This window comes from Mesorhizobium qingshengii (assembly GCF_027563465.1).
Lineage (GTDB): Bacteria > Pseudomonadota > Alphaproteobacteria > Rhizobiales > Rhizobiaceae > Mesorhizobium > Mesorhizobium qingshengii_A.
This window is the reverse complement of sequence record NZ_JAPFQA010000003.1, coordinates 387,521-412,196: the sequence shown is the minus strand read 5'-3', so window position 1 is coordinate 412,196 and position 24,676 is coordinate 387,521. Positions and strand designations below refer to the sequence as shown.

The 24,676-nt window shown below is 64.5% G+C and carries 21 protein-coding genes and 2 pseudogenes; 17 read left to right on the top strand and 6 right to left on the bottom strand.

Going from position 1 to position 24,676, the window contains the following annotated elements:
* Positions 1-65: 65 nt before the first annotated feature.
* Positions 66-2,642: a caspase family protein gene (locus OOJ09_RS10975; protein WP_269905230.1), complete on the top strand. Its 2,577-nt coding sequence runs from the start codon at positions 66-68 to the stop codon at positions 2,640-2,642.
* A 60-nt stretch (positions 2,643-2,702) separates the two neighbouring features.
* Positions 2,703-3,937 (top strand): annotated as a pseudogene (locus OOJ09_RS31995) (hypothetical protein).
* 69 nt (positions 3,938-4,006) lie between these two features.
* Here the strand turns inward: OOJ09_RS31995 and OOJ09_RS10960 are convergent.
* From OOJ09_RS10960 to OOJ09_RS10950, 3 genes are read right to left on the bottom strand one after another with little or no spacing between them, the layout of a single operon-like run.
* Positions 4,007-4,939: a hypothetical protein gene (locus OOJ09_RS10960; protein ID WP_269905227.1), complete on the bottom strand. Its 933-nt coding sequence runs from the start codon at positions 4,937-4,939 to the stop codon at positions 4,007-4,009.
* Positions 4,939-7,644, bottom strand: a complete 2,706-nt coding sequence (locus tag OOJ09_RS10955; protein ID WP_269905226.1) for a hypothetical protein — start codon at positions 7,642-7,644, stop codon at positions 4,939-4,941. The genes OOJ09_RS10960 and OOJ09_RS10955 overlap by 1 nt, the downstream gene beginning before the upstream one ends.
* Before the next feature lie 53 nt (positions 7,645-7,697).
* Positions 7,698-8,567, bottom strand: a complete 870-nt coding sequence (locus OOJ09_RS10950; protein ID WP_269905225.1) for a protein-L-isoaspartate O-methyltransferase family protein — start codon at positions 8,565-8,567, stop codon at positions 7,698-7,700.
* Between the two features lie 513 nt (positions 8,568-9,080).
* Between OOJ09_RS10950 and OOJ09_RS10945 the strand changes: the two genes are divergently transcribed.
* The 9 genes and pseudogenes from OOJ09_RS10945 to OOJ09_RS10905 all read left to right on the top strand — a co-directional run bounded on the left by OOJ09_RS10945 (position 9,081) and on the right by OOJ09_RS10905 (position 19,268).
* Positions 9,081-10,718 (top strand): DUF2778 domain-containing protein, encoded by a 1,638-nt coding sequence (locus tag OOJ09_RS10945; RefSeq protein WP_269905224.1) that lies wholly within the window; start codon positions 9,081-9,083, stop codon positions 10,716-10,718.
* Between the two features lie 132 nt (positions 10,719-10,850).
* Entirely contained in the window at positions 10,851-13,958 is a 3,108-nt protein-coding gene (gene uvrB, locus OOJ09_RS10940; RefSeq protein ID WP_269905223.1) for an excinuclease ABC subunit UvrB, read from the top strand.
* A gap of 168 nt (positions 13,959-14,126) precedes the next feature.
* Positions 14,127-15,032 (top strand): DMT family transporter, encoded by a 906-nt coding sequence (locus tag OOJ09_RS10935; protein ID WP_269905222.1) that lies wholly within the window; start codon positions 14,127-14,129, stop codon positions 15,030-15,032.
* A gap of 253 nt (positions 15,033-15,285) precedes the next feature.
* Positions 15,286-16,811: pseudogene (locus tag OOJ09_RS10930) on the top strand (ABC-F family ATP-binding cassette domain-containing protein).
* A 108-nt stretch (positions 16,812-16,919) separates the two neighbouring features.
* On the top strand, positions 16,920-17,306 hold the full coding sequence (locus OOJ09_RS10925) for a nuclear transport factor 2 family protein (RefSeq protein ID WP_269905221.1): 387 nt from the start codon (positions 16,920-16,922) through the stop codon (positions 17,304-17,306).
* 91 nt (positions 17,307-17,397) lie between these two features.
* Entirely contained in the window at positions 17,398-17,580 is a 183-nt protein-coding gene (locus tag OOJ09_RS10920; protein ID WP_269905220.1) for a hypothetical protein, read from the top strand.
* A 149-nt stretch (positions 17,581-17,729) separates the two neighbouring features.
* Positions 17,730-18,152 carry a VOC family protein gene (locus OOJ09_RS10915; protein ID WP_269905219.1) on the top strand — a complete coding sequence of 141 codons (423 nt, stop codon included), beginning with the start codon at positions 17,730-17,732 and terminating at the stop codon, positions 18,150-18,152.
* 110 nt (positions 18,153-18,262) lie between these two features.
* Positions 18,263-18,616, top strand: a complete 354-nt coding sequence (locus OOJ09_RS10910) for a DUF1428 domain-containing protein (RefSeq protein WP_256754323.1) — start codon at positions 18,263-18,265, stop codon at positions 18,614-18,616.
* An 88-nt stretch (positions 18,617-18,704) separates the two neighbouring features.
* Positions 18,705-19,268 carry a dihydrofolate reductase family protein gene (locus OOJ09_RS10905; protein WP_269905218.1) on the top strand — a complete coding sequence of 188 codons (564 nt, stop codon included), beginning with the start codon at positions 18,705-18,707 and terminating at the stop codon, positions 19,266-19,268.
* Positions 19,269-19,346: 78 nt separating this feature from the next.
* On the opposite strand, the gene OOJ09_RS10900 is transcribed toward OOJ09_RS10905, so the two are convergent.
* Together OOJ09_RS10900 and OOJ09_RS10895 are read right to left on the bottom strand one after the other, a co-directional pair.
* Positions 19,347-20,981, bottom strand: a complete 1,635-nt coding sequence (locus tag OOJ09_RS10900; RefSeq protein WP_269905217.1) for a tetratricopeptide repeat-containing sulfotransferase family protein — start codon at positions 20,979-20,981, stop codon at positions 19,347-19,349.
* A 287-nt stretch (positions 20,982-21,268) separates the two neighbouring features.
* The gene (locus OOJ09_RS10895; protein ID WP_269905216.1) at positions 21,269-21,493 is read right to left on the bottom strand and encodes a hypothetical protein; all 225 of its coding nucleotides are present in this window, start codon (positions 21,491-21,493) and stop codon (positions 21,269-21,271) included.
* Positions 21,494-21,827: 334 nt separating this feature from the next.
* On the opposite strand from OOJ09_RS10895, the gene OOJ09_RS10890 reads away from it, so the two are divergent.
* From OOJ09_RS10890 to OOJ09_RS10870, 5 genes are all read left to right on the top strand, one after another.
* On the top strand, positions 21,828-22,034 hold the full coding sequence (locus OOJ09_RS10890; RefSeq protein ID WP_023809797.1) for a cold-shock protein: 207 nt from the start codon (positions 21,828-21,830) through the stop codon (positions 22,032-22,034).
* Between the two features lie 209 nt (positions 22,035-22,243).
* Positions 22,244-22,513: a hypothetical protein gene (locus tag OOJ09_RS10885; protein WP_269905215.1), complete on the top strand. Its 270-nt coding sequence runs from the start codon at positions 22,244-22,246 to the stop codon at positions 22,511-22,513.
* Positions 22,510-22,758 (top strand): hypothetical protein, encoded by a 249-nt coding sequence (locus OOJ09_RS10880; protein ID WP_269905214.1) that lies wholly within the window; start codon positions 22,510-22,512, stop codon positions 22,756-22,758. Before OOJ09_RS10885 ends, OOJ09_RS10880 begins: the two co-directional genes overlap by 4 nt.
* A gap of 184 nt (positions 22,759-22,942) precedes the next feature.
* Positions 22,943-23,080 (top strand): hypothetical protein, encoded by a 138-nt coding sequence (locus OOJ09_RS10875; protein ID WP_167365109.1) that lies wholly within the window; start codon positions 22,943-22,945, stop codon positions 23,078-23,080.
* A gap of 88 nt (positions 23,081-23,168) precedes the next feature.
* Positions 23,169-23,390, top strand: a complete 222-nt coding sequence (locus tag OOJ09_RS10870; RefSeq protein WP_269905213.1) for a hypothetical protein — start codon at positions 23,169-23,171, stop codon at positions 23,388-23,390.
* A 90-nt stretch (positions 23,391-23,480) separates the two neighbouring features.
* Here the strand turns inward: OOJ09_RS10870 and OOJ09_RS10865 are convergent, their stop codons facing one another.
* Positions 23,481-23,894, bottom strand: coding sequence for a Kazal-type serine protease inhibitor family protein (locus OOJ09_RS10865; RefSeq protein WP_269905212.1), 414 nt, complete (start codon positions 23,892-23,894; stop codon positions 23,481-23,483).
* 505 nt (positions 23,895-24,399) lie between these two features.
* On the opposite strand from OOJ09_RS10865, the gene OOJ09_RS10860 reads away from it, so the two are divergent.
* A complete protein-coding gene (locus tag OOJ09_RS10860) occupies positions 24,400-24,612 on the top strand; it encodes a cold-shock protein (protein ID WP_006202520.1) in 213 nt (70 codons plus the stop codon).
* Positions 24,613-24,676: the final 64 nt, after the last annotated feature.

The following is a 24,676-nucleotide window of genomic DNA, read 5'->3' as shown; positions in this document are numbered from 1 at the left end:
TTGAGCCGCCACGGTCAGCGCATTAGCATGGGCCGGGTTTGGATCTTTCGGGCGGAAAGATGGGGATGGTCGGCCGGCATTGCGGGACCAGGTTCGCGGCGTTGCTGCTGGCCCTTTGCTTCGCCTTGTTTCTCAACGCGCCTTCCGTCTGGGCCGACGACGCAAAGCCGATGCGCGGCGTGGCGCTGGTCATCGGCGAATCCCGCTACGAACATCTGACCGCCCTGCCCAACCCCGCCAACGACGCCCGCGCGGTCGACCGCCTGCTCGGTGAACTCGGCTTCGATGTCACCTCCGTCACCGATGGCGACAAGACCAGGCTCGACCGCGGCCTGCAACGTTTCGTCGAGGATGCGGCCGGCGCCGATGTGGCGCTGCTCTACTATTCGGGACATGGCATCGAGGCCGGCGGCGAGAACTATCTGGTGCCGGTCGGTGCCGACCCATCCTCGCTCGCCGATGCCGGCAAGAACCTCGTTCCGCTATCGGGCCTGCTGGCCGAACTGAAGGCCAAGGTTCCCGTCGCCATCGTGTTGCTGGACGCCTGCCGCACCAATCCGTTCCCCGCCGGGGCGACCATCGTCACCGCCTCCGGTCCTGCGCCCGTCGCCGCCGCCGGGCTGGACCTGACGCGCGGAGCCGCTCCTCTCGCCGATGCCGCCGACGCGCCGCAAAGCCTGGGCGAGGTGATCGGCTTTGCCGCCGAGCCCGGCCACGCCGCGCTCGATGGCGATGCCGGCGGCAACAGCCCCTATGCCGCCGCGCTGCTGAAACATCTGGCAGCCGGCGGTTTTGCCTTCGGCGACGTCATGACGATGGTGGCCGAGGAGGTCTATGTGCAGACCGGCGGGCGTCAGCGGCCATGGACCAATGCCAGCCTGCGCCGGCTGCTCTATTTCGGCCTGTCGCCGGAACAGGCGGCCGGTGACGACGCGGCGATCCGCGGCGAGCATCGCAAGCTGCTGCTGACCATCGCCACGACGCCCGCCGACACGCGCCGCCTTGTCGAGGCCGCCGCCAATTCAGAAGCCGTGCCGCTCGGAACGCTCTACGGCCTGCTCGCCGCGCTTGGCACCGATGTGCCCAGCGACCCGCGCGAACTGGACCGGCTGCTGCGCGGCCAGACCGAACATCTCAAGACCATCATTGCGGAAAGGCAGGCGCTGAAGAGCACGGACGTAGACATCGTCCGCCTGTCGGATCTCGCCGAAAAGGCGCTGGCCGACGGCGCGGTAACAGCGGCGATCCAGTTCCAGCAACAGGCCAAGGCGCGTGTCGCGCGACTGTCCAAAACCGTCGATCGGGCCGAGGCCGACGTGAAGGCCAGGCGGATCGAATTCGCCGAAGTCTACAGCCGCAGCGGCGATACCTATTTCCTCGCCTTCCAGCAGATGAAGGCGGCCGACGACTACCGCAAGGCGTTCGAGCAGGTGAAGAAATGGGACGCTGGCCTCGCCTGGCATTACAAGCTGGCTGAAGCCAATGCCATCCGCGCCTACGGTACGTTTCGCGGCGACAACAAGGCTCTGCAAGCCTCGATGCGAACATTTGCCGAAGCGGCCAAGCTGCTTCCCCAGGATCGCCTGACACCTCAATTGATAATGACCCAGAACGATTTCGGCCTGGCGATGTATATGTATGGACAGCGCCAGAGCGACTCCTCGTCGCTGGAGCAGGCGGTCGGCATTTTCTCTGGCATCGTCTCCAGCGGGATCAAGCAGGTCGATCCTTCGCTGTGGGCGGAGGCTCAGTCCAATCTTGGCACGGCGCTGGTAATGCTTGGGACGCGCAAGAGCGGCCCGGAGCAATACCAGCAGGCGGCGACTGCCTTCGCCGCCGCCCGGCAGGCGATTTCGCGGCAGGAGCAACCCGTCAAATGGGCATTGGCGCGCAAGGGCGAAGCCGATGCCATCGCCTGGACCGGCCTGCGCGGCAACCAGCCGGACCGGTTGCACGAAGCCGTCGATGCCTATGAGGATGTGCTGAAGACGCTGACCCGCGACCTCGACCCCCTGTCCTGGGCCGCCGCGCAGGATGGCTTGGGCAGCGCGCTATGGGCGATCGGCGACCGGCTCGACGGCAGCGACCTGCTGCAACAGGCAGTGGATGCCTACAATGCCGCGCTCCGTGAAAACACCCGCGAGCGCGTGCCGCTGCTGTGGGCGACGGAACAGAACAACCTGGCCAACGCCATGTTGTCCATCGGCCAGCGCGAGCAAGGCACCCGGAGCCTTGCGCTGGCGGCCAATGCCTACCGCAACGCACTGGAGGAATGGACGCGCGAGCGCGAGCCGTTCAGTTGGGCGACAGCGCACAACAATCTTGCCCGCGCCCTCGTCCTGACCGGTGAGCGGACGGGCGAGGACGCGACCATCCGGGCCGGTCTTGCCTCCTATGACGAAGCCTTGAAAGAGTGGACAAAAGAGAGCGCGCCGCTGCAATGGGCGTCCTTGCAAGGCGGGGTCGGCGCCGGGCTGCTTGTCCTCGGTCGCAAGAACGGCGATGCCAGGCTGCTCGGGGATGCCAGGCAGCGGATGCAACTGGCGTGGTCGTTTTACCACGACGCCGGCTATCCCCAATATGACGGCTACTTCCAGGGGCAGATGGCCGAAATCGACAAGGCGCTGGCGGCGCTGAAGTGACGGACGCGCGTTGCCGATTGTGTTTATGATCGCGATGGAACGGCAAACCGGAGGACCACGATGAACCGACTTTCGAGCCTGCTGGCATCCGCCTTCATTCTGCTCGTGCCATTGTCTTCGGCCCGTGCGGCAATGCCCGAAGCGGCAGCCGCCTTGTTCGAGGCGAAGACCGTGGCCGCGCGCGACAGCGCCCTGTCGACGCTGGAGACCGCCGCGCCCAAGGATCCGGCATCAGCCTATGCGGCCGGCGCCGGGGAATTCTTCACCGCGCTGGAGATCCTGGCCAGCGGCCTGCATCGTCATGGCTTCGAGAGCCCGCAATCGTTCATGCTGCCGCTGATGCGGCTGCCGGTGCCCGACAATCCCAACCCCGAGCCGCTGACCTACGAGCAGTTCCGCGCCATTCTGGCCGCCTTCCGCGACCGGCTGGAGAAATCCGCCGCCACGCTGGGTTCGGTGCCCTCCGATGCCGATATCGGCATGGTCATCGACCTCACCCATGTCGGCATCGACCTCAACGAGGACGGCACGATCGCGCCGGATGAAAGCATGGCCGCCATCATGGCGTCGCTGTCGCGCGGCGGCAGCGCGCCGGACGACGCGGCACCGGCGCTGACGGTTTCTGGCTGCAGGGCTATGCCGAGTTCCTGATGGCGCAGGCCGATTTCTGGCTGGCGCATGATTTTAAAAGCACATTCGACGGTTCGTTCCACATGCTGTTCCCACGCGCCAAACTGCCGCTGCAGGACATTCTCGTCCCGCCGAGCGGCGATATGGGCAGCAGCATCTTCTCCTCGGAATGGCGCATCGCCGATTTCATTTCGCTGGTGCATCTCATCAACTGGCCGGTGGTCGAACCGGAACGCCGGCAAGCGGCGCGCCGCGAACTGCTCGAAATGATCCGGCTGTCGCGCGAGGATTGGAAGGCAATCCGCGCCGAGACCGACAATGACCGCGAATGGCTGCCCGGTCCGCAACAGAAGGGAGAGAACCCGCTGACTGGCCTCGAAGTCGGCGAGGAACAGGTGCAAGCCTGGCTCGCCACCTTGACCATGGCCGAGGATTTGCTCGAAGGCCGGGCGCTGCTGCCGCACTTCCGCATCACCGGCAAGGGCATCAACATGAAGCGCTTCTTCGACGAGCCGAAGCCCTTCGACCTGGTGCTGTCGATCACCGGCCCCGGCATCGCGCCCTACCTCGAAAGCGGCAGGATCCTGACCAGCGAGGATTTCGACCAGATCCAGCGCGAGTTCGGCGGCGGCGGCTTCCTGACGTTTGCGCTTTGGTTCAACTGAAGGCGGGATCCCACGCTGAACAGACGTATTGCCTTTGGGTTGTGACGACGATGGCTTAGTTGAACTGGTCTAACGCGGAAACCCGTGCAGGCGGGCCAGCAGCCATTGCAGCGGGTTGCCGACGAAGGCGCGGGTGACAAAGCTGTCGTGGGCGGCATCCGAGGCGAGGAAGGCGACGCTGCCGGCTTCGAGCCGGCGCGGCGGATCCGAACTGGCGTCGATGCCCTGCCCTGCCAGCAACTGCCGGATCTGCGCATTGCCGGAGGCCGAGGACTGGCCATAGGCACTGACGAAGAAGCTCTTCCTGTGGCGTGCGGTCCAGTTGGCGAAAATATCTGCTTCGTCGAATACCGCGTCGAGCAGGATGACGCCGAGCAGGCGGCCGCCGATGTCGCCGTTCTTCAGCACGGAGGCCGCGGGGTTGTAGCCACCGCTATAGGCGACCAGCACCACCGGCATGGCGTCGAATTTCGCCGCCTTGGCGCCGGTCAGCCTGCCGAGGCCTTGGGCTGCCTCGGCCATGAAGCGGGCGAAGACGCCCGGCGTCCAGAAATTGCCGGCGCTGGAATCCTGCGCGTTGCTGGCGAATTGCGGCGCCACCAGCACGGTGTTGAGGCCGGACGCCTCGACCTGCGCGACCACCCGCTGGCGGCCGACCACATCGCGCTGCAAGGTGGCGCCATTGCCGTGGAAGAACACCACGATGACCGCCGGCTTGGCCGGATCGAACCCTTTCGGCATCGCCAGCAGCGTGCTGCGGTCGGAATAGGTCTCGTCTTCCCAGTAGATGCCGCCGCGCGGCGAGGTGTGGCCGTGCCGGCCATTGGCCGTCACGTCGAGAAAGGGCCCGGAACCATCGGGCAGCTTGCCCCGGTAGGGGAATGGCGATGTCTTGAACGGCACGATCGTCGATATGGCCTTGCGCAAGCGCGCCGCCTGGCTCGCCGCCGGGAAAGCCGCCGCGGCCAACAGTCCGGCGATGATGGCGCGCCGGTCGGGCATCAGGCCGTCACCAATCGGATGGACGGCATCTTCGATGGCAGCAGCACCGCGAAGAAAGCCGGGATGGCGATGAGATAGGCGATCGCCGCCCATTGCAGCACGGCGCTGAGGCCAAAACTGGTGGCGACGATCGGCACCGCCGCCGAGCCGATCACCGAAAAGCAGCCATTGATGCCCCAGGCCCAGACGAACAGGTGCTCCTTGCCGAGCCGCGCCAGCCAGGTCATGGCGGTGGCCATCGGCATGCCCATCAGGAAGGCCGGCGGCGACACCAGCAGGAAGCAGAGCAGCAGCCGCACGGTGTAGGGATAGGCGCCGATCCAGTCGAGCACCGGCGACAGATAGAAGCCGTAGGCCAGCAGCAGCACGCAGATCGCCAGCAACAAGACAGGCAGAAGCGTTCTGGCGCGGTCGAAGATGCGCTCGGCGAACAGGCTGCCAAGACCGGAAAACACCAGCATCGACGAGATCAGCACCGAGGCCGACACGGTCGGATTGGCGAGCGCCACGGTGAAACGGCTGATCAGCCCGACCTCGACCATAATGTAGCCAAGGCCGAGACAGGCGAAATAGAGGATGGTGCCGAGCTTGCCGCGCGAGCGTGAGAAGACGATGCGCCAGCCGAATATGACCGGCAGCAGCACCAGCGACGCCGCCGTGATGCAGGCAATGCCGAGCGTCGCCCAGATCAGCAGATAGCCCCAGTCGTCCTGGAACAGGTCGAGCCTGTCCAGCGTCCTCGGCAGGTCGGCGACCTTCACATAGGCGGCGAAATAGGGCTGGTCGTTGCTCAGCGCCCGCGCGTCGAAGACATAGTCGCTGGCGAGCTTTTCCCAGCCGCCGGTCAAAAGCGCGTGCCAGGCCATGCGCTGCAGCGCGGTGGCCGGCAGCACGTCGGGCCCGGCAGAGCCGCCAGCGTTGGCGCAGGCTTCGAGCGTTGGGTCGGCCGGCGCCGTCGGGTCGCAGTCGGGATTCCCAGGCGCGGAAGCGCCTGCTGGCGCGGTCGCATCGGCGGCGGGCTGGGTGAGCGTCGCATCCTCCCCGCTGCCGAAGATCGAGGCGCGATAATCGTCGAGGACCTTTTGCGCCGTCGAGCCGTCATAGGCCATGCCGGGATAGTAGACTTCCTCCCACGACATCGACTTGGTGTAGTCGCGCAAGGTCTTGATTTCCGCCTCGGTGAAGCCGCCGCGCTTGAACAGCACCGTCGTCGTCGACAGATAGCTCGACACGGCGAAGATGTCGTTGGCCGCGCCTTGGCGGTCGAAGGTACCGGCCGCCTCGGCGATGGTCGAATAGAGCTTCAGCACCGATTTCGGCGGCTCTTCCTTGTTCCACAAGGTCACCGACAGCACGCCGCCATCGGCGAGCGCGCGCATGTAGCTCAGCATCGCCTGGTGCGTGTAGGCGTATTTCTCCGAGATCGCGAAGCCGCCCGGATTGGACAGGCCAACGCTGTCGGCAAGGCTGAGATCGATGACGTCGTAGCGCTCTGTCGTGTTGGCGAGGAACAGGCGTCCGTCATAATCGATCACCTTGAGCCGCGGTTCGGCCAGGATATCGCCGGTAACGTCCTTCAGGACCGGGTCGCGGAACGCCCGCAATGTCATCGGGTTGCTCTCGGCGACAGTGACCGAGGTCGAGCCGGCATTGAGCGCGGCCTGCGTGGAGATGCCGCCGCCGAACTGCACGACGAAGGTCTTGGGCTTCTCCTTGATGACATAGGGGTAGTGCATCGGCAGATAGCGGAAATAGACCTGCTCGGCTGGCGCCAGGTTGCGCATGATGCCTTCCGGCCCGTCGCCGTCGCGATACATGCCGACATAGGTGTTGGCCGGAACTTCGGGCATGCCGAAGGCGGCATTGTCGCTCAGGCCGGGCGCGAAATGCATGTAGGAACTGGCATAGACCTGCAGGTCGCCGAACGGAGCGACGTTGCGGTAGATGCGCTTGCCGTCGGGGAAATTGCGCGCATAGGCGACGCCCTTGTACTGCGACACCGCGATGTCGGGGATGCCGAGCAGGTCAGGCAGCATGAGGTAACCGGCGATCGACAGCGCCGCCACGACCACGCCGGCGACGACACTCTTCCAGGCGCCGAAAGCGAGGAACCACAGGATCGAGCCGGCCGCCCACAAAAGCAGCGGTACGACGATGATGGTCTCCGGCGCGAACAGATACATCGACACCAGCACGGCGAGGCCGGCGAGCCCCGAGCCGGTGAGATCGGCGAAATAGACACGGCCGAAGGCGGTGCGGCTTTTCAGGAAGACGATGCCGAGGAAGAACGCACCCGCCAGGAACGGCAGGAGGTAGAGCAGGAAATTGGCCAGCAGCCGCCATTTCTGCTCGGGGTCGGAGACCAGGAAGATGGCGTTGAACGGCACCGTCTGGGCAACGAGGTTGGAAGCGACGGCAAGCGGGCCGATCAGCAGCAGGGCCGATGTGGCCGCCCCTTGCCAGTGCCGGTCGAACCAGTCCTTGCCGGCGAAGATGACGACGCTGGACAGCGAGAAGCCGAGCATGGCGAGGCTCACCACCAGCGAGCCGAAATGCGACCAGCTGCCGACGGCGAACACCCGCATGACCGATATCTGCAGCGCGATGATGGCGCCGGCTATCAGCCCGACCGCGAAGTAGTGCGCGAGCCGCGGCGCCTCCAGCGAGGCGATGCTTGGTCGAGAGGTCGATACGACAGCCGTCATTCAGGCCCCTTGATGCGGCGGTTTAGCTCGGCAGGCTTGGACCGGCGGGCAACTCAACCGTTGTGCGTGCCGACGATCTGGTCGCCTTCCAGCTTGGTGAAGGGCACGAAAGGCACCACCTTGCCGTTGTAGATGTCCGAGCGGACGATGTTGAACGTGCCGTCGGCGAGTTGCTGCTTGATCACCTTGAGCACGTGCTGTGCGCCCGGCGGCCCGACCGGAATGACCATGACGCCATTGGGCTTGAGCTGCTGCAACAGCGACGGCGGGATGTGGTCGATGCCGCAGGTGACGATGATCTTGTCGAATGGACCGACGCTTTCCCAGCCATAGTAGCCGTCGGCATTGCGGCTGGTGACCGAGCCGAACTCGCTGTAGCCGCGCTCGATCAGCGCGTCATAGGTGCGGCGGGTGCGCTGCGCCAGCGGATTGATGATCTCGATCGTGTGCACCTTGTCGGTGAGATTGGCCAGGTAGGCCGACTGGTAGCCGGAGCCGGTGCCGATCTCGAGCACGGCTTCGCCAAGCTGCACGTCGATGGCCGTCGTCATGCGTCCGACCAGGTGCGGACCGGATATCGTCACGCCATAGCCGATGTCGAGGAACGCGTGATCATAGGCGCGCCCCAGATTCTGCGGCAGCACGAACTCTTCGCGCGGTGTCAGCAGGAAGGCGCGCTTGTTGCGGTCGTCCAGCACATCCTTGTTGTAGACCATGATCTGGAAGCGATCGAATCGCTCCGCGAGAAACTTCGGATCCTCGCCGCGATTGGCCACCATCCACTCGGTGAACGCCTTCTTGTCGTTCACCGGCACCTCGGCGTTCCGGTCATAGGGCACCGGCACGTTCGCCTTGACGGCGCCTGGAAGAATGGAAAACGCCGCCGCACCCGCCGACAGCGCCAAGAAGTCCCGACGCTTCATGGAAAAAGCCTCCGAAAGTGGCCTTTGCCACCCAAAACCAAGCACTTACCCCGATTGCACGGCCTCCCAAAACGAGTCAATGGCCGTCGAGGGGCTGCCGCCCGGACGGAGAAATTGTGGCAGGAGAGCAACAGTTTCGCCGGTGCCGAGGCTTGTCCGGCAACACGCAACGGCGTGCGCCTTTGCCACAATGACTCGCTGAAAGAGCTTCCGCGTCAATTAGCAAGGGCTGTTTTGCTTGACTTGAAGGGCAAAAACAGGCAGCAAAAACGCATTGGAAGGGCTGCAATACCGCGTTCATGGTCGTGGACAAGCCTTCTTCGGCACAAAGTCCGCGTCCCTTGTTGGTTTTGAGAGGGATTGGTTAACCAACTTTGTCCATATTTTGAATCAATCGGCAACTAACGACAGGCGCGGAAAACGCGTCGGGGACCACCTGGGATCACTCACAGAATGGTCGTCGCGGCTATCACAGCCGCGGACGTGGGAGCCGGTTGGAGCAAGATTGGTCGCATGGCGTTCTTGAGTAGAAAAATTGTCGGGGACGAGCGTTGGGACGGCGAGACCGCCTGCGACGCGCCGCGTTCCTCCTCCTTCAACCCTGAACGGATCGTCCGCTGGGTCGCTGTGCCAGGTGTCAGCGCGGCGGTTGGTTTGTGGCTGGTCGGCACCATGGTCGGCCTGAGTTCCGTCGGCGCCTCGCTGTCGGCGACGTCCGGAGGCCTGCCGCAGACGCTGGCGATGCCGGGCTCGCTTGCCCTTGCCGATCCGCTGAAGCAGCATTTCCTCACATCTTCGGCGCCGTTCGTTCTGGCCAACGCCCATGGCGGCGCGCAGGCCCTGCACGATCATGCCGTGCAGTGCGGCGCGAGCTGCTTCAGGCTGGCCGGGGTGAGCCCCCTGGCTGAAAAATCCGGGCGCCTTGTGGCGCAAGCGAAGCCGACGGTCGTCCCGGCGGTCGCAAAGTCGAAATCGCAAGAGCGGTTCGAACGCATCGAAGCGTCGCTGTCGCCGACCCGGCTTGCGGCCGTCTTTGCCGATGCCGGAAAGCCTGCTGTCGCGGCCAACGCCCGTCCCGTGATTTCCAGCGTCGCGCCGCAGGTCGCCGAGGCGTCGCTGGTGCCGTCCGCCAGCGTGGTGGCCAGCCTGTCGGATGACATTCCGGCTCCGGCGGCGGAACGCTTCGCCCGCGTCGATACCGGCTCGGTCGTCGTGCAGACCGCGCCACAGCCGATGGGCTTTGCCCAGCCGGAGACGCCTGATAACGCGCAGCTGGCACTGGCCCTCGTCCAGTCGCTGCCGGTCGAGGACGAGGCATTCGCCTCGCCGCTGCCGATGACCGAATCCCCGGCCGACGTCGCGGTCGCGCCTGTCGAAACCCGGCAGGAACAGCCCGGCGATGCCGCCTCCTTGCCGGACGCGCTGACCGACGACGTGCCGCTGCCGACCCGCCGCCCGCAGTTCGACGCGCCGGAGCCACCCAAGTCGGTGGAGCAGGAAAAGCCGGCTCAATCACCCAAGATCGTGCAGCAGAAGCCGGCCCCACAGAAGCCGGCCTCACAGACAAAGCCAGCTCAGCTGGCCGGCAGACCAGCTCAGCCGGCCCGGCAAGGCCGGCCGGCCGATGGCGGCGACGTGCTGGCCTATGCCAAGCCCGACGTTCCCGCCGGCGGCCTCGGCCAGGCGTTCAAGAACCTGTTCGGCGCGCCGAACGCCAGGACCGGAGCCGGCGGCGGCGTTGCCGTCTACGATATCAGTGCAGGAACCGTCTACCTGCCGGACGGCCAGCGGCTCGAAGCGCATTCGGGGTATGGTGCCATGGTCGACCAGCCGCGCTATGTCGATAGGAAGGATCGCGGGCCGACACCCCCCAACACCTACAATCTGTCGCTGCGCGAATCGCGTTTCCACGGCGTTGAGGCCATTCGTCTCACGCCTGTCAGTGGCGGCAACAAATATGGCCGCAACGGCCTGCTCGCCCATAGCTACATGCTGCGCGGCGGCCGCGCCGAATCGAATGGCTGCGTCGTGTTCAGGGACTACGGCCGCTTCCTCGCCGCCTTCAAGAAGGGCAAGGTCACGCGCCTCGTCGTGGTGCCGCGCCTGAACGGATCGGCGACGCGGGTGGCATCAAACGGAAGCGGCGCCTGACCGGTAACGGGACGGGCGCGCTGACCCCGTCCCGCACGCTCCTGACAGCCTTCTGTCAGCAGCCGCGCCTGGCGGCGCGCCTCCCGCCATCCCACTCTTTCCATTTTGGCCAAGACCTCCCATATTCGGGACATGGCCAAATCCTCCGATAAAAGAACGCCGCCGACGGCGAATGACGACCGCGCCGCGCCGAAGCGGCGCAGTCCGCTGACTGATTTCCTCGACGCGTCGGAGCCGCTGCACAGGGGCGGCTTCGCCGAAATGCCGCAGCCCGGGCTGTCGGGCACGCCGCTGACCGGTTCGATCGCCGATTGGGCCGAGCAGATCGAGCAGGAGGCCGAGAAGGAAGGACGCCTGATCGGCAAGCGTGACGGCGGCAAATCGCCGAAGCCATCGAAAAAGATCCCCGAGCGCTCGTCTTCGCCCGGCCGCACCGCGCGCGGCACCTCGATGGGTGGCGCGGCGACAGCCAGGGAGCGCACAGCGGCCGGCCTCAATCCGGTCGCCGGCCTCGACATCTCGCTGGAAGACGCCGAGACCATGGCCTCCGGCAGCGTCACCGCCACGGTGGCCGCGCTGTCGGCGCTGATCGAATCCGGCAATCCGCTGCACAAGGACGGCGTGCTGTGGACGCCGCACCGCCCTGCCCGGCCCGAAAAATCGGAAGGCGGCATCGCCATCAAGATGGTGTCGGACTTCGAGCCGGCCGGCGACCAGCCCACCGCCATCAAGGACCTTGTCGAAGGCGTCGACAACAACGACCGCACCCAGGTGCTGCTCGGCGTCACCGGCTCGGGCAAGACCTTCACCATGGCCAAGGTGATCGAGGAGACGCAGCGCCCGGCCTTGATCCTGGCGCCCAACAAGACGCTGGCCGCGCAACTCTATTCCGAGTTCAAGAAGTTCTTCCCGGAAAACGCCGTCGAGTATTTCGTCTCCTACTACGACTATTACCAGCCGGAAGCCTACGTCCCGCGCACCGACACCTTCATCGAGAAGGAATCCTCGATCAACGAGCAGATCGACCGCATGCGCCATTCGGCGACGCGTTCGCTGCTCGAGCGCGACGACGTCATCATCGTCGCCTCGGTGTCCTGCATCTACGGTATCGGCTCGGTCGAGACCTATACGGCGATGACCTTCCAGATGCAGATCGGCGACCGGCTCGACCAGCGCGCCCTGCTCGCCGATCTCGTTGCCCAGCAATACAAGCGCCAGGACATCAACTTCGTCCGCGGCTCGTTCCGCGTGCGTGGCGACACGATCGAGATCTTTCCCGCCCACTTGGAAGATCGCGCCTGGCGCATCTCGATGTTCGGCGACGAGATCGAGCAGATCACCGAGTTCGACCCGCTGACCGGCCAGAAGACAGGCGAGCTGAAAAGCGTCAAGATCTACGCCAACTCGCACTATGTGACGCCGCGCCCGACCCTGAACCAGGCCATCAAGTCGATCAAGGAAGAGCTCAAGCACCGGCTGGCCGAGCTTGAGCGCGCCGGCCGCCTGCTGGAAGCGCAGCGGCTGGAGCAGCGCACCCGTTTCGACCTCGAGATGCTGGAAGCCACCGGCTCCTGCGCCGGCATCGAGAACTATTCGCGCTACCTGACCGGCCGCCAGCCCGGCGATCCGCCGCCGACACTGTTCGAATACATTCCCGACAACGCGCTGGTCTTCATCGACGAAAGCCACGTCACCGTCCCGCAGATCGGCGGCATGTATCGCGGCGACTTCAGGCGCAAGGCGACGCTGGCCGAATATGGCTTCCGCCTGCCGTCCTGCATGGACAACCGGCCACTGCGCTTCGAGGAATGGGACGCCATGCGCCCGCTCTCCGTCGCGGTTTCGGCAACGCCGGGCGGCTGGGAAATGGAGCAGGCCGGCGGCGTCTTCGCCGAGCAGGTGATCCGCCCGACCGGCCTGATAGACCCGCCGGTCGAGGTGCGCCCGGCGAAAAGCCAGGTCGACGATGTCGTCGGCGAGATCCGCGAGACCACCAAGGCCGGCTACCGCACGCTGGTGACCGTGCTGACCAAGCGCATGGCCGAGGACCTGACCGAATACCTGCACGAACAGGGCGTGCGCGTGCGCTACATGCACTCCGACATCGACACGCTGGAGCGCATCGAGATCCTGCGCGATTTGCGCCTTGGCGCCTTCGACGTGCTGGTCGGCATCAACCTTTTGCGCGAAGGCCTCGACATCCCCGAATGCGGCTTCGTCGCCATTCTCGACGCCGACAAGGAAGGGTTCCTGCGCTCGGAAACCTCGCTGATCCAGACCATCGGCCGCGCCGCCCGCAACGTCGACGGCAAGGTCATCCTCTATGCCGACCAGGTCACCGGCTCGATGGAACGGGCGATGGCCGAGACCAGCCGCCGCCGCGAAAAGCAGATGGAGTGGAACGCGGCCAACGGCATCACGCCGGAATCGGTCAAGTCGCGCATCTCGGACATTCTCGACTCGGTCTACGAAAAGGACCACGTCCGCGCCGACATCTCGCAGTTCACCGACAGCGCCGGCGCCATGATGGGCAACAATCTCAAGGCCCATCTCGACGCCATGGACAAGCAGATGCGCGACGCGGCCGCCAATCTCGATTTCGAGAAGGCCGCCCGCATCCGCGACGAGATCAAGCGGTTGCGCGAGATGGAGCTGTCGATCTCCGAAGACCCGCTGGCCAAATACGCCGACATGGAAAGCCCGGTTTCGGGCCGGGAAAAGGGCAAGCACAACAAGGGCCGCGCCATCCACCGCACGGCCGACGACAACGGAAACATCCCTGTCGTGGCGGCCAGCAAGCCGAAGGATAGCGCGCAGGTTCGTGTCAAATCCGCCCTCTTCCGCAAGCCATCGCTCGACGCCATGGGCCCGGGCACCGACATGCCGACACCCGCCGGCGCGGTGTCACGCTCTTTGTTCAAGAAACAGTCTGCGGAGGAAGCGCACGGCTCCGACTTCGGCATTCCCGGAGAGCCGGTCAAACCGCTGTTCAAGAAGAACTCACTGGACGAGATGACGGTGCGGCGCACGGAAAAACCGGTCGAGGGAAAAGTGCCGGCCAAGCCCCAGCCGATCTCTCCCCTTGTGGGGGCCGGCGGGACAGAGGGGGGCGCGAAGCAACACGGCGATCCCAACAAGCCCATCGTCCGCCAGCGCGCCGGCATCGGCTCCTACGAGGATCCCGGCGACGCCCGCCGCGAAAAGCGCCGGCCGGGGAAAACGGGCAGGCCAGGACGGTAGCGATCCTTCGCCCCCCTCTCCAACATAAAAGCTCTTCTTCGGCCAACTTCACCGGCGACTCGCTTCTGGACTATGCACCCGTCCTTGCCAGTCGCCGGTGGAATCTATACGGGCCTTGCCATCCTGCCCTTCCGCTCCGGAAACAAACCACCCGCCGGCCGCCCATTCATGAAACCCAGGGACATCGCCTCCTACGTCTTCCTTGCCATCACCTGGGGCCTGTCGTTCCTGGTGCTGCTCAAGGTGGTGCATGCGTTTGGCTGGATCGGCGCGGTCACCTTGCGGTCGCTGATCGCCGGCATCACGCTTCTGCTGTTGGCCGCGGTGACTCGGCGCCGGCTCGATTTCAGCGCCGGCTGGCGGCGTTTCACGATGGTCGGCGCGACGACCGTCGCCGCACAACTGATCGGCCTGTCCTATGCCACGCCGCGCATCGGCACGGCGATGGCGGCCATCCTCGTTGCCGCGATCCCGCTGTTCTCGATGATCATCGGCCAGTTGTGGGGGCTCGAGCGCATCACCGTTCGCGGGCTGGCCGGGCTGCTCCTCGGCGCCGCCGGCATCATCGTTCTGGTCGGCTTCCCTTCGGTGCCGATCACGCCGTCCTTCGCATTCGGCTGCGCCGCCTCGCTGTTCAGCTCCTTCTCGGCCGCGTTCGGCAGCAACTATGCCAACCGCCATCTGCGCGCGGTCGGCTCGCTCGAACTCACCAGCGCCGCTTTCCTGTTCGGTGGGCTGATGACGCTGCCGCTGCTTCTGGCCGTGCCGGTGCCGGCGATGCCGCGCGCCATCGACTTCCTCTATCTCGCGATCCTCGCCTGCGTGATGAGCGCGATGACCTATGTCGTCTACTTCCGGCTGGTGGCCAGCATCGGCGCCACCAGGACGATCAGCGTCGAATTCGCCGTGACCACGGTCGCGGTGCTGGTCGGCACGGCTCTGCTTGGCGAGTCTCTGACTATCATCCAGGCCTTCGGCGCGGTGGCGATCATCGGCGGTTGCATACTGGTGCTGGACCCGTTCCCGCGCCGGGTGAAAGCGGCGGCCTTGCCATCGGCCCCGCCTTTGGTGTAATCGCTTCTCACACTCGAACGTCTTGAAAGGAGGGCTCACGTGTTCACGTTTCATCGTCACCATCGTCAGCGTGGCCCGATCTCTGCCCTGCGAGCCAGCTTGCAGGGCTGACCAGGGACGGTCCGGGTTTTTCCCGCTTCGATTTTTTGGTCTGCCCTTCGTGGTGTTGCAACGCCGAGCCTGATGGCCAGCACGCGCACCGTCAAAGTGCATTGAACCGGAGTTTTCCTCCGGCAAGACCAGAGAAATCAAAATGGCCCTGATCAGCCTCAAATCTCTTGGCGTCACCATGAGTGCGCCGCTGTTTCGCAACCTCGACCTCACCATCGGCACCGGCGACCGGCTCGGCATCGTCGCCGCCAACGGCCGTGGCAAGTCGACCTTGCTCAAATGCCTGACCGGCGACATGGAACCGACCTCCGGCGACATCACCCGCACGCGCGGCCTGCGCGTCGGCCATGTCGAACAGTCCGTTGCCCCGGCTCTTCTTGATCGCAGCTTCCATCAGGTGGTGGCCGACGCCTTGCCGCCCGAGCAGGCCGAAAGCGAGATGTGGCGCGTCGATGTGGTTCTCGATTCACTCGACGTGCCGGAACAGATGCGCGAACGGCAAATGCAGGCGCTGAGCGGCGGCTGGCAGAGGCTGGCGCTGATCGCCCGCGTCTGGGTCACCGATCCCGACGTGCTGCTGCTCGACGAGCCGACCAACCATCTCGACCTTGCCCGCATCAGCCAGCTGGAGACCTGGCTGAACACGCTGCCGCGCGAAGTGCCGGTCGTCATCGCCAGCCACGACCGCGCCTTCCTCGACGCCACAACCAACCGGACGCTGTTCCTGCGCCCGGAACAGTCGCCGGTGTTTGCCCTGCCCTATTCCCGCGCCCGGCAGGCGCTCGACGACGTCGACGCTTCGACGGAGCGCAAGTTCCAGCGCGACATGAAGGTGGCGCAGCAACTGCGCCGGCAGGCGGCCAAGCTCAACAACATCGGCATCAATTCGGGCAGCGACCTGCTGACGGTCAAGACCAAGCAGCTCAACCAGCGCGCCGAGCGGCTGGAAGAGGCAGCGGCCCCGGCGCATCGCGAGAAATCGGCGGGTGCGATCAGGCTCGCCAATCGCGGCACGCATGCCAAGGTGCTGATCACGCTCGACGACGCGGCGGTGGAAACACCCGACGGCACGCTGCTGTTCAGGACCGGCAAGCGCCACATATGCCAGGGCGACCGCATCGTCCTGCTCGGCCGCAATGGCGTCGGCAAGTCGCGCTTCGTCACCTTGATCCGCAACGCCATCCTCGAGCCGGATACCGTGTGGAACGTGAAGGTGACGCCGTCGACGGTGCTCGGCTACAGCGACCAGGCGCTGTCCGGCATCAGCGGCGACGACACGCCGCTGGCGATGGTCTCGCGCCGCCACGATGTCGGCGAGCAACGCGCCCGCTCGCTGCTCGCCGGTGCCGGCGTCGGCATCGACATGCAGGAGCGCAGGATCGGCGTGCTGTCCGGCGGCCAGAAGGCGCGGCTGATGATGCTGGCACTCAGGCTCGCCAACCCCAACTTCTACCTGCTCGACGAGCCGACCAACCATCTCGACATCGACGGCCAGGAGGCACTGGAAGGCGAACTGCTCGCCCATCAGGCAAGCTGCGTGCTCGCCTCGCACGACCGCTCCTCATCCGCGCCATCGGCAACCGCTTCTGGCTGATCGAGAAGCGGAAGCTGACCGAAGTCGAGGATCCCGAGGATTTCTTCCGCTCCGTGGCCGACGCTGGCGGTTGAAAAGCCATGCCTCCGCCGGGCCGGCATTCGAGGGTTGCCGGCCCGCACTTTCCCGCCGACCGAAAAAGGCGCATCCTGAGGGTTCGCAAAACGAGGGAGGAAACGGTCATGCGCGGGGTAGACGTCGTCAAGAACCTCTATGATGCCTATGCAGAACGCGACATCGTGGGCGCACTGGCCCACTGCTCCGACGATGTCGTCTTCTCCTGGGTCGCCGAACCGCAGGCACCTTTCATCAGCTCAGGCAACGGCAAGCAGGAGTTCCTTGCCCGCCTCATGTCGCTGGACAATGATTTCGAATTCCGGAGCTTCGTCCCGGTGGACATCATCGACGGCGGCGACAAGATCGCGGCGCAGGTCGAGATCCATTTGACGCGCAAAACCACCGGCCAGGAGCTTGTCATGCGTACCGCTGATTTCTGGACGGTCCGCGACGGCAAGATCATCGGGCTGGTGGAATATTACGATACCGCGCTTGCCGCGTCGGTCATCTGAAATAATTCGACGATCTGTCGGATCGCCTGAACCTGCCTCGTCCTTGGGATGCCGACACGATGATGCCGGCACCAACCGGGGAGAATTTGTCATGTTGGTCCTGTCATCCATCGGTCGCATCGCAACCCGCTATGCGGCAGCGCGTGCCCGCCACCGCGGCGAACGCATCCTGCTTTCGCTGCCAGCCGGATTGCGCAAGGACATCGGCTTTTCGGAAGTCTTCGATGCGCGGAACAGCCGTCGCGCGGCCACCTTCTCGGCCAAGGTCATATGACCGCGACCATCCGGCCGGTGCAGCCGCAGCTCAATCCGGAGGCTGTCCGGACCCGGCCTTCATAGAAAAGTTCGCGGCCATGTAGGATCACCGTCACCTCATGCGTCCTATGATCGGCAAGGCCAGACCAACGCAAAGAGGAGCAAGACATGACTGACCAGACCCCCGTTCAGCCCAGGGCAGAAGTGCTCGGCGGATTGACCCCCTACCTGCAGGTGGATGGCGCCTTCAAGGCCGCCGAATTCTACAAGAAGGCCTTCGGCGCCGAGCAGGTCTTTGCCTATCCGGCGGACGAAAAAGGCCGCACCATGCATATCCATCTCCACATCAACGGCTCGACGCTGATGCTGGGCGATGCCTATCCCGAACACGGCCATCCGCATAAGGCGGCGCAGGGCTACACGCTGCAACTCCATCTCGACGATGGCGACATCGACAGCTGGTGGCAGCGCGCCGTCGATGCCGGCTGCGAAGTGGCCACGCCGTTGCAGGTGATGTTCTGGGGCGACCGCTGGGGCCAGCTGAACGATCCGTTCGGCGTCGCCTGGGCGATGAACGCGCCGGTGAAGTAAGGCTTCCTAGCGAGCAGGCGTCGCCCGCCAATAGCTGGGCTGACACGCTCACCGCGCCGGGTCGTATCCCCGCCGACCCGGCGCTCGTTTTTCAGCAAAGGAGTTCCACCATGTCCTATGTCGATGGTTTCGTGCTTGCCGTGCCGAAGGCAAAACTCGACGACTACAAGAAGCTGGCCAACCTCACAGGCCCTATATGGATGGAACACGGCGCGCTCGCCTATGTCGAATGTATCGGCGACGACGTGCCCTATGGCGAGTTGACCTCGTTTCCGCGAGCCGTTCAGGCAAAGGACGACGAGATCGTCGTCTTCGCCTGGGTGGTCTATGAATCCAGACAGAGCCGCGACGCGGTCATGCCCAAGGTGATGGCCGACCCGCGTTTGACACCCGACTGGGGACCCATGCCCTTCGATATGAAGCGCATGATCTTCGGCGGCTTCCAGCCATTCATGGAACTGTAGGCAGAACATCCCGACCAATCGCCAGCTGCCGCATGCCGACGCCGACAGCAGGGCGCGAAAACTCCATCTCTCAAAATAGGATCGACTTATGCGCAAGCTAATCGTATTCAACAGCATATCGCTCGACGGCTATTTTACCGACGGGCACGGCGCTATGGATTGGGCGCACAGCCAGGATCCGGAATGGAACGCTTTCGTAGCCGATAATGCCAAGGGCGGCGGCATGCTGGTGCTGGGCCGGGTCACTTATGATCTGATGATCCAGTTCTGGCCGACGCCGATGGCCACCCAGATCGCGCCGGTGGTGGCCGAGCGCATGAATGCCATGCCGAAGGTCGTGTTTTCCCGCACGCTCGACACGGCGAGTTGGAACAACACCGAATTGGTTAAAAGCGGAGCGACCGCGAAGCTTCGGGAATTGAAGCAGCAGCCAGGCAATCACATGACCATCCTGGGAAGCGGCAATCTCGTCGCTCAATTGGCCGAGGAGAGCTTGATCGACGAATACCAGTTCGTCATCGTCCCGATCATGCTTGGCGCCGGCAGGACGATGTTCGAAGGCATCGGCAACCGGCTTAACGTCAAGCTGGCCCGGTCGCAGGCCTTTGGCAACGGCAACGTTTTCCTGCGCTACGAGGCGCAGGCCGGCTAATGCATGTCGCCCAAAAAGATCAAGACGACGATTCAACCAACGTCATCCTGATCCAGCGCAGGGCATCGGGCTGACCGTTCAGTCCAGCTTGTCCAGCAACGGCTTCAGCCGGTCCCCATAGCGCTTCCACAAATCGACCGAGCCTTGATACATCGGCTGGCGCACCTGGGCCGCCGACGCCGTGCGCACCGGCCGGTCGGTCTCGTGGAACGACAGCACCGCATCGTCCCATGGCAGGCCGAGATAGTCGATGAGCGCCCGGCTTTGCCCTTCCTGATCGGCGACGAAATCCTCGTAGCGCACATCATGCACCACCCCCGGCAGCACCGCGCGCCAATGCGCCATGATGTCGGTGTAGAGATTGTGGAAGTCGGCCAGTTCGCCGAGGTCATAGCCATAGCGGTGGCTGTCGCCACGGAAATGCACCTTGTAGATCGACAGGCATGTCGCCGCCGCATCGCGGGTGCAGTGGATAATCCTGGCTTTCGGCAGCATCATGTGGATGAAGCCGATAAGCAGGAAGTTGCCTGGCATCTTGTCGGTGACATGGCTGATATGCGGATAGCGGGCATGCAGCATGTCGAGATAGGCCTGCCCCGCCTCGGCAAAATCCGCGTCGGGCACGTCCGATATTCCCCAGGGAAAGCCACCCGGCATGGTCGACGGAAACTGCTTGCCGACGGCGGTCTTCAAAATGCTGAGCTCGCCGGCGCCGTAGACCTTGGGATGGCTGGCGATGATCTGCTCGACCAGCGTCGTGCCGGAACGCGGCATGCCGACGACGAAGATCGGCGTGTCGTCGGTGATTGAGCTTGGCTTGTGCTTTCCGAAGAAGCCGGCATCGAACACCGTCTTCATCGCATCGAATTCGGCGCGCGTCCTCAGGGGATCGTAATCGATACCTTTGCGGCGGATGGCATTGCCTTCGGCGAAATAGTCGAAAGCACGCGGATAATCCTTCAAATCGTCATTGGCCTTGCCGAGACCGAACGACAGTTGCATGCGCGCCAGGCTGTCCTGCGGCGCCTTGGCATGCTGCGCTTCCATGCCGGCCAGTTCGGCGTCGCGCTCCTTCTGGCGCTTGACCTGCGTCAGCATCAGCCAGGCACGCGCCATGCCGGGGTTGACCGCCAGCGCCTGCCGGAACAGATCGGCGGCCTCATCGAGCTTGCCCTTTTCCATCAGCCCGACGCCGAGCCCGTGCAGCAGGTCGGCATCCTTCGGCCGGATGGCCAGCGCCTCGCGGAAGATGCCAAGCGCCTCGTCCAGCCGCCCCGCTTCCTGCAGCGTTTCGGCAAGTCCGATGCGCGCGCGGACGTGGAAGGGGTTGCGCACGATCGTGCCGCGATAGATCTCCTCGGCCTCCTCGAACTGGCCGAGCTGCTTCAGCGACGAGCCGAGGTTGTCGCGCGCCGCCAGCTGGTCTAGCCGGATATCCACCGCGCCGCGGAAGAAATCGACGGCCGCGGCGACACGGCCGAGATCGCGCATCACCGTGCCGAAATTGTTGAGGAAGTCGGGATTCGTCGGCTGCAGGCTCACCGACTGTTCGATGAGATCGAGCCCCTCGGCGCTGCGCCCTGTCTGGTGCAGCAGCAGTCCCAGGAAATGCGCCGCGGCCGCGTGCTTGGGCTGGCGCGCCAGCACCTGCCGGTAGATCGCCTCGGCCTCTTGCCGGCGCCCGGCCTGATGCAACTGCAGCGCCTGCTGCACGTACTGGTCGAGGCCCAGCGGTGGCTGTCCTCCAGCGCCAGATCTGGTTCCCGCGCCCGCCGCTCTTCTCTGATCTCTGTTAATGGGAAACCTGCCGTGTTTGTCCGCCTGCCGGACCTAAGGCATGGGAGGCGGAGATTCAAGAGCGGATCGAGGCAGGGTCCCGGCGAGGCTGTCGTGGCAAGCCACTTCGACACGAACGACGGCGGATCCGTGCTGGCAGGAGCCGCCGGAACCCGGACGCCGCGAGAACGAGGCTTTGCAGCGGATTCGAGCCGTCGCCTTTCTCAGATCAGGCGATTGCTCTCGGCAACCTGTCTGGCCCGCCGCACGGTTCCATCGGTGTCGGCGATCGTGCGCCTCGCCGCCTCGTCGCTTCTGATGGTGAGCCGTGCCGACTTGACGATCATCGGTTTGCCAGTCGGGCCAACGGCAATGGCGTGCATGCTGGCTGGCTTGATGATCGGGTTGATCGCCAGGGTCGTGCCTTTCGGGGTTCTGACGGAAACCATGATTTTTGTCCTTTCGGGAATAAATAAAATGCAAGTGCCGGGACAATCGCCCCAGCATGGATTCAAGAATTTTTTCAGAAAGCTTCCAACCTCTATCAGAATTTTCCAAATAATTATAGCGTTCTATTTTTTTGCCAACGTGAGGGATTTTCGGAAATCTTCTTGAACAATCGGACCAGCTGGTCTATATAACCAAGATCGTTTGGGGCCAGAATTGGCATCTCGCGGCGTCAGAGGTTCTCGACCCGCCAATCTCATTCCAAATCATCGATACCGGGCGAGCGGCACATTCGCTCCGCGACCATTTCTCATTCTTCGAAAGACACCCACACCTATGAATACCGGAACCGTGAAGTTCTACAACGGCCAGAAGGGCTTTGGCTTCATTCAGCCGACCGATGGCGGCAAGGACGTTTTCGTCCATGTCAGCGCGCTGGAGCGCGCCGGCTTTCCAGGCCTCGCCGAAGGCCAGAAGCTGCAATTCGAGTTGGAGCGCGACACCAAGGGCCGCGAGTCGGCCGCCAATCTGCAACTGATCTGATCCGGCCTAATTCGATGAACGCTGACCACGGATGTACTGGCAGCTCTCGAAATCGGCTTATTTCCAGCGATTGCCGGAGATAGGAAAGCGGGGCTCGTCCCCGCTTTTTTGCTTTCAGGACCGCTGCCTGCATGGCGCCGCGAGGCGCAAGACGCTTCCCGGTCGCTGCCGGAAAACTTCAGGGCCCGGAAGGTATCAAGGTTAAGGCTATGTCGGACCGCACCACCCGCTCCATCGCGCATTTCGCGGCACCTTTCGCGCTCGGCGGATTGGAAGGATTGCTGCCGGCCGGCGACTACGACATCGATCACGACGAAGAGGTGATCGAAGGCATGTCGCGTCTTGCCTGGCGCCGCGTCGCCACCTTCATCCATCTGCCGGCAAGGGCGGTGAAGAACCCGCCCACCAGCCAGCTTGTCGCCATCGATTACCTCGAACTCGAAACAGCGCTGAAGCGCGACCGGGAGAACGCAGCATGATCCGTTTCCAGCAGAATGCGCGCCCGCGCACCGACACGCCCGCGCACCTCTTCGCCATCGGCCAGACCGTGCGCATGAAGAGCCGCACCGGCCTCGTCCAGAAGACGGCGGAACTGTTCGAGATCAAGAGCAGGCTGCCGGTCAAGGACGGTTCGCCGCAATACCGTATCCGCAGCGAGCAGGAGACCTACGAACGGGTCACCACGGAAGACAATCTCGAACCGGTCGACAATCCCGCGATCTGAGACTGTTTCGAGATTCGCTCTGGCGAGTCCCATGGTGGCGGTTTCGAGAACCGTAGCGCGGCGGACATTGGTCCGTCAGCAACGGAAGCGCGGAAAACGCCATCGGATCGCCGGCAGAGTGGAATTTCCAGACAGTCTCCGAGACCGCGCCGCAAGCCAAGCCAACAAGCACCAGGAGCAGAACATGTCCAAGGGACAACAGCGAAGCAACCGCGAAGCGCGCAAACCGAAGAAGGACAAGGTCGTGGCCAAGCCCGCCTCGCCGTTCGGCTCGTCGGTCAAGCAGGCGGAGAGCAGCCTGAAGCCGAAATCGAAGGGCTGACACCCGGCACGCCTCTTCGGCGCCTGTCGGCGCCGAAGATTCTCCCTCGCGAGACAGCGCAACGCCCGCCCGCGTCACGGAGGCGTCCTTGAACTTCGTCATCGAGTTTTACCGGTCGCGCGATGCCGACGAAGCCACGCTCGCCAAGGTGTCGCTGGAAGCGCCGAACCTGCGCGCCGCCCTGCAGGGCGCCACCGCGCTGTTCCACACGCTCACCATGCCGCAAATCCCCGACCGCCTGCGCATTTCCGACGAGGATGGCGGCGAGCTCTATGCCGGCCCGGCAGACGGAGCCTATCCGGCACCGTGACGGGCAGCGCGCGCTTCAATCCCCACGCACCGCCCCGATCTTCTCATCCCTGCGGACATCCCATCGCGGAGAGACGAGGTAAATAATCTCTCAGCACGGCCCATCATCAACGACGCGGTAGTCCGCGGCGCGGGCTTCGCAGGCGTTGGGGAAGGTGCGCATCTCGCCATGCCGGCGGGCGCACACGGGAGCATATTCGCGGGTGCAGAACGTCTGCTCTCCGCCACCGCCACCGCCACCACCACCATCGCCGTCGCGGCAGGGACCGTCGCGCACGATGCGGTAGCCGGCACGGTCGGCAAGGCAGGCATTGGCGAAGGTCTGGCGGTCGCCGCCGCGCCTGGCGCAGACCGGTTCGTACTGCCTGCTGCAGAATTGCGGCTCGGGCCGTGGCGGACGCGGCCCCGGTCCCTCATCAACGACGACGGTGCAGGCGGCGAGAATTGCCGACAAGAACAGGATGGCAAAGCCTTGCCGTGACAGGATTGCCGCCAAAAATCTCATGCTGCTCTCTCCCACAGTCCCGTCCCCGGATCACGATACTCGCCATTCCCTGGCCGAATGCAACCTCGTTTGCAGCCGTCCGCACCGCAAACGGCGGCGGGAGCCGTGGCGATCCCCAGCTCGCGGCGCTGCCATCCCTGGCCCAGCCGTGGCCCCACCCTGGTCCGATGACCCGGCCGGCAACCAGGCCTATCTCGGGGCCCGTCGACGCTCGGAACGGTCGATTTATGCGTCGGGACGCGCCCATGGAGGCGGCCCGCGGCGCTATCTTGCAACCTTCACGTTTCCGTGCGATAAATTCCGTGTTCGGGCATTTGCGACCCGGAGAGCGGAACGTTTTGGACGACCTTTCCCCGATACTGTGAATCTCTGACGGCCCCGTTTTTCGGCGGGGGGTTTGACCATGCGCCAATGCATGACTGCCGAAGCAACCACCGGGACTTGCCCTCGACGACAGGTGGCGGGCAGGACCATCAAAGACTGAACGGGTGAAGGAGTTTCCCCAATGGCCCAGACCGGCACCGTTAAATTCTTCAACGCGACCAAAGGCTTCGGCTTCATCACGCCCGATGGCGGCGCCAAGGACGTGTTCGTCCATATTTCCGCGATCGAGGCTTCGGGCCTGCGCACGCTCGTCGACGGCCAGAAGGTCACCTTTGACGTCGAGCCGGACCGCATGGGCAAGGGCCCCAAGGCGGTCAATCTCCGCGCTGCCTGAGCCATCGGCGCGCCGCGCGCCCTCCGGGTGCGCGAAGGAAGCTCCAATGCCTTGAGCTTGGAGA